12 protein-coding genes are annotated in these 12,149 nt (G+C 53.9%); 5 read left to right on the forward strand and 7 right to left on the reverse strand.

What is annotated here, in order from left to right:
* Nucleotides 1-70: 70 nt before the first annotated feature.
* The 5 genes from KJW29_RS20905 to KJW29_RS20925 form a co-directional block, all read right to left on the reverse strand.
* Entirely contained in the window at nt 71-394 is a 324-nt protein-coding gene (locus tag KJW29_RS20905) for a hypothetical protein (RefSeq protein ID WP_214626028.1), read from the reverse strand.
* Between the two features lie 40 nt (nt 395-434).
* The gene (tnpB, locus tag KJW29_RS20910; RefSeq protein ID WP_214631238.1) at nt 435-1,523 is read right to left on the reverse strand and encodes an IS200/IS605 family element RNA-guided endonuclease TnpB; all 1,089 of its coding nucleotides are present in this window, start codon (nt 1,521-1,523) and stop codon (nt 435-437) included.
* A gap of 436 nt (nt 1,524-1,959) precedes the next feature.
* The gene (locus KJW29_RS20915; RefSeq protein ID WP_214626029.1) at nt 1,960-3,099 is read right to left on the reverse strand and encodes a toxic anion resistance protein; all 1,140 of its coding nucleotides are present in this window, start codon (nt 3,097-3,099) and stop codon (nt 1,960-1,962) included.
* 26 nt (nt 3,100-3,125) lie between these two features.
* Nucleotides 3,126-4,820: a VWA domain-containing protein gene (locus KJW29_RS20920; protein WP_214626030.1), complete on the reverse strand. Its 1,695-nt coding sequence runs from the start codon at nt 4,818-4,820 to the stop codon at nt 3,126-3,128.
* A 12-nt stretch (nt 4,821-4,832) separates the two neighbouring features.
* Entirely contained in the window at nt 4,833-5,513 is a 681-nt protein-coding gene (locus KJW29_RS20925; protein ID WP_214626031.1) for a hypothetical protein, read from the reverse strand.
* Between the two features lie 911 nt (nt 5,514-6,424).
* On the opposite strand from KJW29_RS20925, the gene KJW29_RS20930 reads away from it, so the two are divergent.
* From KJW29_RS20930 to KJW29_RS20940, 3 genes are read left to right on the forward strand one after another with little or no spacing between them, the layout of a single operon-like run.
* Nucleotides 6,425-6,871 (forward strand): hypothetical protein, encoded by a 447-nt coding sequence (locus tag KJW29_RS20930; protein WP_214626032.1) that lies wholly within the window; start codon nt 6,425-6,427, stop codon nt 6,869-6,871.
* A 1-nt stretch (nt 6,872) separates the two neighbouring features.
* Nucleotides 6,873-7,088: a helix-turn-helix transcriptional regulator gene (locus KJW29_RS20935; RefSeq protein ID WP_087571809.1), complete on the forward strand. Its 216-nt coding sequence runs from the start codon at nt 6,873-6,875 to the stop codon at nt 7,086-7,088.
* A 2-nt stretch (nt 7,089-7,090) separates the two neighbouring features.
* A complete protein-coding gene (locus KJW29_RS20940) occupies nt 7,091-8,053 on the forward strand; it encodes an NAD(P)-dependent alcohol dehydrogenase (RefSeq protein WP_214626033.1) in 963 nt (320 codons plus the stop codon).
* Between the two features lie 260 nt (nt 8,054-8,313).
* On the opposite strand, the gene KJW29_RS20945 is transcribed toward KJW29_RS20940, so the two are convergent.
* Entirely contained in the window at nt 8,314-9,150 is an 837-nt protein-coding gene (locus KJW29_RS20945) for an ABC transporter permease (RefSeq protein ID WP_246608309.1), read from the reverse strand.
* Nucleotides 9,147-10,127: an ATP-binding cassette domain-containing protein gene (locus KJW29_RS20950; protein ID WP_214626034.1), complete on the reverse strand. Its 981-nt coding sequence runs from the start codon at nt 10,125-10,127 to the stop codon at nt 9,147-9,149. Before KJW29_RS20950 ends, KJW29_RS20945 begins: the two co-directional genes overlap by 4 nt.
* Before the next feature lie 206 nt (nt 10,128-10,333).
* On the opposite strand from KJW29_RS20950, the gene KJW29_RS20955 reads away from it, so the two are divergent.
* Both KJW29_RS20955 and KJW29_RS20960 read left to right on the forward strand, forming a co-directional pair.
* Nucleotides 10,334-11,098, forward strand: coding sequence for a TetR/AcrR family transcriptional regulator (locus KJW29_RS20955; RefSeq protein ID WP_214626035.1), 765 nt, complete (start codon nt 10,334-10,336; stop codon nt 11,096-11,098).
* Nucleotides 11,099-11,251: 153 nt separating this feature from the next.
* Nucleotides 11,252-12,118: a DUF975 family protein gene (locus tag KJW29_RS20960; protein ID WP_214626036.1), complete on the forward strand. Its 867-nt coding sequence runs from the start codon at nt 11,252-11,254 to the stop codon at nt 12,116-12,118.
* Nucleotides 12,119-12,149: the final 31 nt, after the last annotated feature.

The following is a 12,149-nucleotide window of genomic DNA, read 5'->3' on the forward strand; positions in this document are numbered from 1 at the left end:
TCCTCGCTACATCGTATGCCGATGTTCGCAAGGTTGTACCTTAGGCGGTATCACGATTATTGATCATAAATTATTGCGTTGAACTGCCTACTCGTTCAAGCATACTTTCGTAATAATCGTCTATAACCAGCATGGGCTCCTTTATAGACTGCAAAATGATTTCTAAGTCCACTGACTCATCTTCTGATTCCGCATGTATTGTTTTATAAATGGTAATAACCGCTTCCATCTTCTTTTTTTCTTCACTGCTACTTGCATAAGAATGCTGTTCCAGAAACTTATTGGTCATGCCGTCTTTGAACACTCCCGCCACCTTGGAGAGGTGGGGGATTCTTGGGTTGTTGCTCCTCATGGAGCAAATCGCATCGATATTTTCTTGCGAAAAATCGTACACCAAGCGATCCCTGCGGTTCCCGCAGTTCCTGTTTCTTTCATTACAACGCCATTGACTTTATATTCTGCGCCGCATTCCTGTCTCGGTCATGTACCGTGAAACAAACCGGGCAAGTCCACATGCGAATGCTCAAGTTTTTCACCTCTGCATGCTTGTTTCCGCATACATGGCAAGTTTGGCTCGATGGGGCAAATGCGGGCGCCTCCTTGATTGTTCGGCCATACCACTTCGCCTTGTAATGCAACTGACGGCTCATTTCACCCCATGAGGCATCTGCAATATGTTTCGCGAGGTGGCTATTCTTCATCATATTGGTGATGCGCAAGTCTTCGATACAGATCGTTTGGTTTTCACGTATCCATTTCGTGGTCTGCTTGTGCATCACATCGATTCGACTATTTCGAATTTTTTCGTGAATTTGGGCCACTTTTTGTTTCGCTCTATGCCAGTTGCTCCCGCCATACGTTCTTCTCGCCATGACCCGTTGCCATTTCGCTAATAAGCGTTCATACTGCAGCGTATATCTCGGATTATCCATGGCAATACCTTCTGAGGGCACGGCAAGTAGTTTAATACCGACATCAATGCCCAGCGTATGGTCTGTTACAGGCAGGTGCTGGATATCCGCCTCGCACACGAGGGAGACAAACCATTTGCCGCTTACGGCAAGTCGTATGGTAGCGGATTGTATCCGACCTTCGATCTCTCTCGACTTGGCATAGCGCACCCATCCCAATTTGGGAAGCTTCACATGATCGCCTTCTACTGCAAGGTTACCGGCCGTATATCGCGTCGTATAACTTTGCACCGGATGCTTGCGGCTCTTGAAACGCGGAAGATCATTCTGCTTCTTGAAAAAACGCTGAAACCCGTCAGCCAAGTTGCGAACGGCTGATTGCAAGGCAATGCTATCCACTTCTTTCAGCCAAGGCCATTCACGCTTCATAGCAGGAAGCCCTACGGCGCAACTGTTGTAAGACAATCCTTTACCTGTAGTTTGATAGGTTTGATTCCATTTCGCTAGGAAATGGTTAAACACGAAACGGCTGCAACCCAATGTTTTGCGCATAAGCACGCTCTGTTCTTGCGTCGGATAGATACGAAATTTGAATGCCTTATGATGAAGCATCGCTTGTTTCACCACCTATCTACAAGAAATACAATTGTTAACACCACCTAATTATAGCACGTACGTTCGCTAATATTCACCTACAAATTTCCCGATTCATCCCCTTCCTTCGCTCTCACTTCGTGAGTAAGGTGGCTTAGAGGCAGGGGTATTCTCGGTGATTGTAATAAATAAAACAAAAAATCGGGTTATATTCTTTTTCAAATGCGCCTTATGCATATCATTCTTCCGAAAAAAGAGTAGATTTCATCTTTGTTATATTTCGCTCTATTTCGAACATTTCCTTCCAATACCAATTATGCTGCCACGTCCATTCTCCCCGATATTGATAAAACTTGGACCATTACCGTTCAACCGAAGTACGTAAGGGCCGCCGGGGTGTTGGAAGCAACCCGGCAGCCCTGTCGCAATGGAACGGCGTTATTGTTGGGCAACTTTATAAGACCAGCCGCTGACCCTGCTCCAGCCGTTTGATCTGGCGCTCGCTCGTATCCGCCAACTCGCGGAATTGCGTAATCGTCTCTCGCATTCTAGGCAGCGCCTCCTGCTTGTAGACGCTGATGGAATCCAGCGCCGCGATAACGTCGGTGAAAGCCTGCTTTAACGTGTCAACGGAAATGCTGGACTCCAGAGACTGCTTATGAATCGCGGCTCCCTGCTCCTTGAGCATTCTGGAGGTGCCGCTAATCAACGTATTCGTCGTTTGATTTAACAGCTCGATCTTGCTTAGCACGATACGCTGATTGTAGAGGGCGCTTGCCACCGTCACCGACGTCTTAAGCGCGGACACCGTCACGTTCCTTGCCCGGTCAACGCCGCGAATCAGCTCCTTGTTGTTCCGCATGACAACCTCGATCGCCATGATTCCCTGCTGGTTTACGACCATCATCTGCTGAAGGTCCATCAGCCGCTGCCTGAGCGGGAACAGCACCTCCTCCGCGATAAAGCGGATGCGGTCATCCTCCTCTTGCCTCAGCCTGGCCGCTCCGAGCTGCGCCTCGATCTCCTCGTCCATAAGCATGCCAAGCTGTATCTCCTTGCGGAGCCGCTTCGTCAGCTCGCGAAGCGCCTGCTGCTCGAATTCCAGGGTCGTATTATCGTTGCGCAGCACCGTCTTGCCCTTATCAAGCGATACGATGATATCCGAGATAACGGCGTCGGCCCGTTGATATTTGGCAAAGTAGCTCCGCAGCGGATTAAAGAACTTGCCCAGCATGCCGTGCTTCGCGAAGTCGACGGCGCCGGGATCGAGATCCTTGAGCTGAAGCTGCAGCTCCGTCAATCCTTGCGCGACTTGCCCGCCTTCGTCGCCCGCCCTGGACAGCTGGCCGACGGACACCTGGAGCAAGCCGTTCTTCTCCGCGGAAGAGCGCATGGTAGCCATGCCGAACAGCTCCAGCGAGGTCATGATGTCCTTGCGCTTCTCGGGCGCCTCCGGATCAACCTCCAGAATCGCGGCAACGTTGCTCCGCGCGAGCGTCCGAAGCTGCTCAACCTCCTGCGGAACCGGCTTCACCTGCTCTTCGATCGCAGACCGTATGGCCTCCGGGCTCACTACTTCCATCGAGAATGACATTGGATCCCCTCCCGTAATTCGTTCTCCTACATTTGCGCGTTCAGCAGATTGCCGATCTTGTATACGACATCATCCGTGTCGGCATTCATGCTGACGGCTTCGTTAATGGCAGAGATGCTCTTGAGCGCTTCCACATTAGCGTTGTAGCCGATCGTATAGATCGGGATGCGATACGTCTCGACCAGACCGCGGATGTCGTCCAGCGAATGGCCCGTATTCGTCTCCCCGTCGCTGAGAACAAAGATAACCGGCTTTGCTTGAGGGCGCGCGACCAACGCCTCGCGAAGGAGCTTCATGGCTACTGCAATGCCGTCGAAGGTCGCCGTCTCGCCGCCGGCACGCAAGCTCTCCACCGCCCCCACGAACATCGATTGCTGATTCGTATCGTATGTACCGACGGGCAGCTCGACCCTCACCTCGCCGGAATAGGAGACTAACCCGATGCTGTTCTCCCTGCCGAGCACCTTCTGTCCCGCCAACAGCGATTCCTTAAGTCGGTTAAGCGGCTCTCCGTCCATGCTGCCGGACACGTCCGCCACGAATACGGCGGCAACCTCCTGGCCCCCGTTCTTCTTCTCTTTCCATAGCTTTTGGGCAGGCGCAAGCATGGAGCCGTCGATCGGCTTGCTCTCCGGCCGATACTCCTCCAGACCGTTAAAGCCCTTCCTGGTTCCCTCTTGCTGCCATCTCTCCCTCGTGACGAACTCCGCGAAAGAAAGAAGAATGTCCCGCTTCTGCACCGTCAAATCGCCCAGACCATACAACGGACTGTCGTGCCTGACGCCGAAAGGCGTGAAGACGTACTCGCTGCGCAAGTCAGGAGAGTTCAAATAGGTCTGATATTCCAGCACAAACGCGTCCAGCATGCCCGACTTTGCCGCCTCCCGCATCTGCAGCGTTGTAGAGGCAATGAATGGCACATTGGCCTGGAACCGCTGGAAACCTTGAACGGCCTCCTCTCCAAGCGGGTCCCCTCCTCCATACGTCTCCAGGGATGTCACTAGGAAATTAAGCCCCGTCGAGCTTGCGAAGGGGTCGGTATATCCCATCGCAAGCTCGTTCTCCGCGAGCGCGTCCGTCAACGTTTTAACGCCGACGAAGCCATACTTCGCCACCAATTCGTCATGCTTAGCCTTCTTGGTCACGATTCCCGCCACGTTGCCAACGAGTCTTTCCGACAGGAGTTCAATTGGAATGCCGTCCTCTTGAATCATGGCTCCCCACAGCTCATTCGACGGCGTGAACGCATCCGGCACGTATTTTCCCGAGCGGATATAATCGGCGGCCGTGCCGGAGGCGATGTTGCGCAGCTTCACCGATACGAGCTCTCCGTTCAGAACAATACCGGCATCATTGAATGCTTGCGCAGCCTCCGCCAACCAGCCGTCGACGCCTTCTCCGCCTTTCTCCGTCGACGAAAAGATCTCCGCATAGCTGCCTGTTGACGGCTGCACCGTTACGGGATATTTCTCGATATCCGGCAGCGAATCGCCTACCTGGACAGGGGCGAGGTCAACGATCCCCTTTACCGGCTCGGCTATCGTCACGTCGATGCGGCGAACCAGCCTATCCAGACGTTTATCGGCGTTGCTCGTCGATGCTTCGCCCGCTGGCTGGCCCCAGTCCGACGTGAAAGCAATCCCGTAGTAGACGGCCACGAAGACGAATATCGTGATTGCTCCAAGCAGCACTGCCGTTCTTCCTCCGCTTCTGCCGGCCATCTCTATCCCCCCTCACGACTTGTAGTATTTGGTCTGGTTGATTAAGATGTCGATGTCCTTCATGCACGGCATGAGCAGCACATCCCGGTAATCCGCGCCCCCGAGCCTTGTCAGTTCCGCAAGCAGACCGTCCAGCTTGAGCAGAATTTCTTCGTTCGCCCCCAAATAACCCGCGGAATCAGCCGACCAGCCTGTTGCCATCGCTGACGCTTCTCTAAGGCGGAGCAATCCCAGCAATTCTCGCACATGACCGTAGAACAACTCCTCGACCGCCGCAATCGCCGATGCGAACCTTTTGTAGCTTAACTCCGCCGGATTAAACCGTTCTCCCAGCAATCCCAGCAAGACGTTCACCTTCTTCTCCATGCGCTCCAACTGCGACAATGCGGCTTCGCTCTCCCGTCTGAGCGCGCGATTGCGGCGGAAACGAACGAATGCAAGCCAATACGCCTCCGGCGAACGCCATTCCGGCAGACGCGGCGCGGTGGGCGCATCGCCAAAGAGGATGGCATGGCTGCCGGTCAGAAGCACCAACGGACTCATGACGAGAAGCGTGACGACGAAGGCGGTCTCGAAGGAGCTCCCTCCCGTCAGCCTCGCTCCGCCCAGGCCGGGAGACAAAGCCGCGACGTTCAAGCCGATGGTTCCCGATAAGAGCAACGTCAGCCTCCATGCTTTCGACCATCCGCCCATTAACCGCACCTCCCGCTACTACTTAACCTATTCCGGTTATGAACCGCGATATGCCGAGCATAACAAGCTCTTTCGATGGACAAGTTTACATTTTTTGTATATTTACACGTCTGTACGTTGCTCTTTTGATCTATGTTTCCTCTTTTTGCCCATTTTTTCAGTGAGATCGTCCCTGCAAGATTCGTAGATGGATCGTATAGGCGGGGAAATGCTCGCGACGTCTTTTGACGGTGCAGCGGGATTAAATGCAAGGGCTCTCCCCGGGAGTTCTCCGAGTCCAATAAGTTGCGAATATGGATTGATTATTCGGATAATCTCTAAATCCTTCGGCGACGAGCGACCGCGTCTAGCGTTTAAAGTAAATTCGGGCTCTCAAAGACGCGAGGCTGCAACGTAACAGACATACACCACTCTATGTATGCCACAAGAGCATCATATTGCCTCATTTCGACCAAATGATGTCGCTCCTGAGGCTGTCTATTCATTGTGCATAGGTGAAATTGCGGGCAAGTGTCCGGTAAGAAATGAACGGGAGCAACTGTAACGGAACTGAAAGGCGTTATTACGGCAAAAAGCGGCATTTCGCAAACCTAATGGAACTGACAGCCCTTATGATGGGCAAAAGTCCGTGGTTTGCCTGGATTTCTCTCGAATAACGTCGCGGAGTTCCGTTAGATTTTAAAATCACGCCAAACGATCCATATAAGGGCCCTTATTTCCGTTAACAGGTTGGCGATGATGATTGCAGCCTCATTTCCAGTTTTGCACACAATGAATCGACGGCCTCCTCCTCGCTATTCAATAAACGGCCCCGTTTATACTATTGGTAAAATTAACTTGACTTTATGTATGGTTTATTTTACATTGTGTATATCGAACTTTACTTTATATGCGTCGAGGAGGCGTTCCGTTTGTCCTTTCAAGAGAAAAAAACGCTCTTTTATTTGCTCAGCACCTTCCTGATCTTCGGCTCTTATTGCTTGTACGTCTTTCAAAACGCGCCCTTCGGCATTCTCGATCAAGAGGATCCCTTCCGCTTTTGGGGCCTCTTCGTCATCGTGCTGATCCCGGTCACCATCGTCGCGAAAATTATTCTGCATATCCTCTTCTCGATCATTAACCGGATGGTCACGAACGAAAACGAACCTTCATTCGCCGACGAACTCGACAAGCTGATCGATCTGAAAGCGACCCGGGTTAGCCATTACACGTTCAGCATGGGTACCGTGCTGGCCATGGGCACGCTCGCGCTCGGCATGACGCCGAACACGATGTTCGTCACTTTTGTCGGCTTCGCCTTCCTGTCGGAGGTTGCCGGGTATATCGCGCAGCTTTATTACTATCGCAGGGGAGTCTGACATGAGTAAGAGTCTGATTGGCAATCATGTGCGCAAGCTTCGTTTCAACCGGAACGAGATGACGCAGCAGCAGCTCGCGGATCTGGTAGGCGTCACGAGGCAGACCATCGTTACCATCGAGAAGGGCAATTATTCGCCATCGCTGGAGCTCGCGTTCCGTATCGCGCGCGCATTCGGCGTTCCGCTTGAGGAAGTTTTTTATTTCGAGGAGGAATGAGGATGAAAGCGATCGTCTGTACGAGATACGGCACTCCGGACGTCTTGCAGGTGCAGGACGTCGCTAAGCCGGAGCCGGGGGATAATGAAGTTCGCATTCGTGTAGCGGCCTCTACCGTGGGTCCGTCGCATTGCGCCTTTCGCAAGGGAGACCCCTTCATCGTTAGGCTCGTCTACGGGCTGAAGAAACCCAAGCAGCCCATCTTGGGCACGGAGCTTGCGGGAGTCGTCGACGCCGTCGGCCGCGACGTTAAGCAGTTTCGCGTCGGGGATCGCGTATTCGGCATTAGCGCGGCTACTTCCGGCGCCCATGCCGAATACAAATGCCTGCCGGAATCCAAGCCGCTTGCGGTCATGCCGGACGGCATGACGTTCGCGGAAGCCGCCGCGATCTGCGACGGTACCCCCACGGCGCTGACCTTCCTTCGCGACAAAGCCAAGCTGAAGCCTGGCCAGAAGGTGCTGGTCAACGGCGCCTCCGGAGCGGTCGGGCTGGCGGCCGTACAACTCGCCAAGGTATTCGGCGCAGAGGTAACCGGCATATGCAGCGGCGCGAACTCGGCGCTGGTGCTTGCAAATGGCGCCGATGCGGTCATCGATTACACCAGCGAGGATTTTGCGCAGAATGGCCATGCGTATGACGTGATCTTCGACGCTGTCGGCAAACGAACATTCCGCGATTGCAAGCGATCGCTCACCGCTAACGGCGTCTATCTCTCCACCGTCCCGTCCATGTCGATTCTATTCGCCGTCCTCCTCTCCTCCTTGTCGCGAGGCCGCAAAGCCAAATTCGCAACGGCCGGCCTCATGCAGAACAAAGATAACCTTCAATATATAACCGAGCTCTTCAACGTCGGGAGGCTCCGCGCGAACATTGATCGAGAGTATGCGTTGGAGCAGGTACCGGAAGCGCACGCATACGTGGATACGGAACGCAAGAGAGGGAATGTGGTCATTACGTACTAAGAGCACATTCCTCCGAGTACGCATGACCGCTTGTAGAAAAAGTTTTAAGTCTCATAGGCACGAGCGAGTCTGCAACGTAACGGACAGGAGCGACGTTATTCTTTGATTTTCAATAGTTTCTAAAATCTAACGGACATACACAGCTCTATTTGTGCCATCCGAGCATCATTTTGCTTCATACCGGGCAAATAACGCCGCTCCCGTCCGTTAGATTTGGATTCCATCAAAAAAAGCGCAAATAATGTCGCTGATGTCCGCGTTTACCGATTCAACCTTCTATAACTCCGTACCGCCAGCGGCAAGAATATCGCCAGGAGCAATACGGGCCAGCCAACGGCTAGCAGCAGGGCATGCTCCGACATCCAGGTCTCGCCGCGCAGGCCCGGATTGCCAAACAGCTCCCTCGCCGCCGTCGATGTAGCCGACAGAGGGTTAAACTCCGCGATGGCTCCCAGCCAGGCGGGCATCGTCGTCGTATCGACGAAGACATTCGACAGGAAACCTACCGGCCATACCAGCAGTTGCACCATGGACACATTATGCGGATTCGTAGCGTGAAGACCTACGAAGATGCCGACCCACAGCAGCGAAAATCTCAGCAGCAGCAACAGGCCGAACGCCGCAAGCGCGTGGTCTGCGCCTTCATGCCAACCCCAGCCGAGCAATAGACCGGTCACGATCAACACAAGCAGCCCAATGACCGAATTAAGCATATCGACCATACATCGACCCAGCAAAACGGCCGAGGCATGAATCGGCATCGACCGAAATCGGTCCGTGACGCCCTTCGAGGCATCCGTCGTTACCGCCATGACGGTGCTCTCCACACCGAAAAACATCGTCATCGCGAACATGCCCGGCATAAGAAATTCGAAGTACGAGCCTCCCCCGGGAACCGCCATCGCTCCCCCGAACAGGTAGCCGAACATAAGCAGCATCATGACAGGGAACAGCCAGCCGATCATAATCCCCCATGGATTGCCTCCCCAATGCAGCAGCTCCCGCTTCGACAATACCCATACATCGGTAAAGGCATAACGGATACGCGCGGCGCCCGAAGGTTGAATATTCTTAACGTTGCGTTCCATCGTAATCATCTGGATTCCTCCTTATTCGATACTCCGTTCTGCCCCGTAAAATGAATAAATACTTCGTCCAAGGTTGGTCTGCGCAGAACGATATCCTCCGGCTCCAGCCCCGAGTCCGCGAACGCGCTAGCCGCCTTTAGCAACGAGCCCGTACGGTCGGTTACCGGCACGCTGATTCGGTTCGCGGCGTTGTCTACGAGAACAGAAGCTCCGCCGATTCCGCGCAAAATACGTTCCGCCTTCTCGACTTCCTCTTGTCTTAGCAGCGTCACCTCCAAGCGGTCGCCCCCGAACGAGGACTTCAGAGCCTCGGGCGTGCCCTCTCTGATCACTCTTCCGTCCTTCAAAATAGAGATCAGATCCGCAAGCTGGTCCGCCTCCTCCAAATATTGCGTCGTGAGCAGCACGGTTGTCCCCGCTTCCTTAAGCGAACGGATCGCTCCCCACACTTCTTGTCTGGCGAGAGGGTCCAGGCCGGTCGTCGGCTCGTCGACGAACAGCACATCCGGCGACACGATCAGACTGGCAGCTAGATCAAGCCGTCTGCGCATCCCTCCCGAATATTTGCCCACGGCTCTGCCCGCCGCTTCCGTCAGATCGAATTGCTTCAACAATTCCTCGGCGCGCCTCCTTGCTTGCCTCTTTGGCAGGCGGTTCAGACGTCCGAACATCTCCAGGTTCTGGTAGCCCGTCAACTGCTCGTCGACCGCGGCGTATTGTCCAGCCAGCCCGATCCTTGAACGGACGAGATGCCCCTCCTTGCTAACGTCGTACCCCGCGACAGTGGCGCTGCCTTCGTCCATGCGGAGCAGCGTCGTCAATATTTTGACCGCGGTCGTCTTCCCGGCTCCGTTCGGACCCAGAAGTCCGAAGATGCTCCCCGCAGGCACGTTCAGCGTGAGGCCGTTCAGCCCCGGTCCCTCCTTCGTTCTCCCGTAGTGCTTCTTGACATTGCGAGCTTGAATGGCATACGCTTGGGCTCCCATTGCTTGCATTCTCCCCTTCGAATAGCCAGAGCAGCGTCTGGCCTCGTTATTACGGCACGTCCGGGAATGCGGCTTCGAGTCTAGCATCCCTGCCGCAAACCATTGTCGTACACTGTACGGTACAGTGTATCATTCATCGCTTTTAACTGTCAATGCACGCGTGTATAATAGTGTTATCACATCATCGGAATGGAGATCTGCCCTCAATGCCCACTAATGGACAAGGAAATGACTATGCCCGCAGCTTGAGTCTCTTATGGGGCTCGCAGACCGTACCGGGCCGAAGCGGCTTAACCGTACAGAAGATCGTATCTGCCGGCATGGAGATGGCCGATGAGAACGGCATCGAGCAATTGTCGATGCGCAAGGTGGCGGAGCGTCTGGGAGTTGGCGCCATGTCGTTATATACCTATGTACCCAGCAAGTCCGAGCTGCTGGACCTGATGCTGGACAAAGCTCAGGCGGAACTGTATGACAGCGGCGGCGATATCCGGGGAGCATGCGGAGGAGAGTGGAGCGAAGCGATACGCTACATCGCCAAGACCAACTGGGAGTTGTACCGGAAGCATCCCTGGATCGTCGACCTCTCCGGCAGAAGACCCGTGATGGGCCCCCATGTTTTGCTCAAATACGAGCTTGAGTTATGCGCGCTGGACGGAATCGGCCTCTCCGATATCGAGATGGACTCCACGCTTTCGCTTCTGCTCATGCACGTGGAGAGCTGCGCGCGGCTTCAATTCAGCATGAAACGGACCGAAACCTCCTCCGAGGTGGACGATAACGAATGGTGGCTGTCGTTGTCTCCCGTGCTTGACAATATAACCGACTGGAGCCGTTTCCCCGTCTCGTCCCGCGTGGGCAATGCCGCAGGCGAGATGCATCAAAGCGCCTATAGTCCCGAGCATGCCTATCTATTCGGCCTGGAACGCATTATCGCCGGCACAGCCGCGCTGATCGGGGAGGCCAAGTAGCCTTGCCTTAGGCGTTAATCCCTGCAAATCGCCCTCGGCTCAGCGTCGACAATCCCATCTCTTTCATAATGCGGAAGCGCTGGAAATATTCTATTTAAATTCGGTGTTTCGTATTGTAAGATGAAAGGCAGAGCATATATGGGGGGTTTGGCAATGTGGACACGCGCGGAGCTAAAGCAGAGAGCTAAGGATATATTGCGGACAACGTATTGGAAGGCATTTCTGGTCAGCATCATCCTGTTGTTTGTAGGCGGGGGAGGCGGCGGCTTCGGGGGCAATTTCAGCTTGAATCTAGGTTCGAACGACTGGGGCGACCTCAGAGAATCGTTTAGCACCGTCGATAGCGGCTATAGCGAAGACGATCTGTTCGACGAAGAAGATATCATCGATTCTTTTGTCTATAACGATGACTACGGCACTTCTTCCAGTATCGATTGGAGCTTCTGGGGACCGTTCATCATTATCATGATCATCGTATTTATCGTTGTGCTTTTGTTCGCGCTCGCATTCCGAATCTTCCTTCTGTCTCCACTGGAGGTCGGGAGCAGGCGCTACTTCAAGCAAGCTGCCGAGCAGGATGCAAATCTTAACAATCTGGGGTATGCGTTCGGCAAGGGACGATATGTAGATATTATTAAAACCATGTTCTGGCGGGGGCTGCTAAATTTCCTATGGTACCTGCTCCTCATTATTCCGGGCATTATCAAATCGTACGCCTACAGCCTCGTGCCCTATATTTTGGCGGATAATCCCAACATCGGCTACAGGCGGGCGGTGCAGCTTAGCAATCAGATGACGCGTGGACATAAATTCCGGATCTTCGTGCTCGATCTCAGCTTTATCGGCTGGTTCCTGCTGGGTTTGCTGGCTCTCTTCGTCGGTTACCTCTTTGTGCTGCCTTATTATAACGCAACGAAGGCAGAGCTTTATCTGACTCTGCGCAAGGAAGCATTGGAGCGCGGCATGACGGCTCCGCAAGAGCTTCGGCTTACGGATGACCTTCCGCCGATTTACGTCTAACCATCGGATTATACAACCGACAATTGCAAGT

The organism is Paenibacillus agaridevorans, from assembly GCF_018604145.1.
GTDB lineage: Bacteria > Bacillota > Bacilli > Paenibacillales > Paenibacillaceae > Pristimantibacillus > Pristimantibacillus agaridevorans.

What these genes read in the sequence shown, in the direction of transcription:
- KJW29_RS20935 (WP_087571809.1), top strand. Translation starts at nt 6,873, where the DNA reads ATGAGTAAGAGTCTGATTGGCAATCATGTGCGCAAGCTTCGTTTCAAC.
- KJW29_RS20960 (WP_214626036.1), top strand. Translation starts at nt 11,252, where the DNA reads ATGTGGACACGCGCGGAGCTAAAGCAGAGAGCTAAGGATATATTGCGG.
- KJW29_RS20950 (WP_214626034.1), bottom strand. Translation starts at nt 10,127, where the DNA reads ATGGGAGCCCAAGCGTATGCCATTCAAGCTCGCAATGTCAAGAAGCAC.
- KJW29_RS20925 (WP_214626031.1), bottom strand. Translation starts at nt 5,513, where the DNA reads ATGGGCGGATGGTCGAAAGCATGGAGGCTGACGTTGCTCTTATCGGGA.
- KJW29_RS20920 (WP_214626030.1), bottom strand. Translation starts at nt 4,820, where the DNA reads ATGGCCGGCAGAAGCGGAGGAAGAACGGCAGTGCTGCTTGGAGCAATC.
- KJW29_RS20955 (WP_214626035.1), top strand. Translation starts at nt 10,334, where the DNA reads ATGCCCACTAATGGACAAGGAAATGACTATGCCCGCAGCTTGAGTCTC.
- KJW29_RS20945 (WP_246608309.1), bottom strand. Translation starts at nt 9,150, where the DNA reads ATGATTACGATGGAACGCAACGTTAAGAATATTCAACCTTCGGGCGCC.
- KJW29_RS20940 (WP_214626033.1), top strand. Translation starts at nt 7,091, where the DNA reads ATGAAAGCGATCGTCTGTACGAGATACGGCACTCCGGACGTCTTGCAG.
- KJW29_RS20915 (WP_214626029.1), bottom strand. Translation starts at nt 3,099, where the DNA reads ATGTCATTCTCGATGGAAGTAGTGAGCCCGGAGGCCATACGGTCTGCG.
- tnpB (WP_214631238.1), bottom strand. Translation starts at nt 1,523, where the DNA reads ATGCTTCATCATAAGGCATTCAAATTTCGTATCTATCCGACGCAAGAA.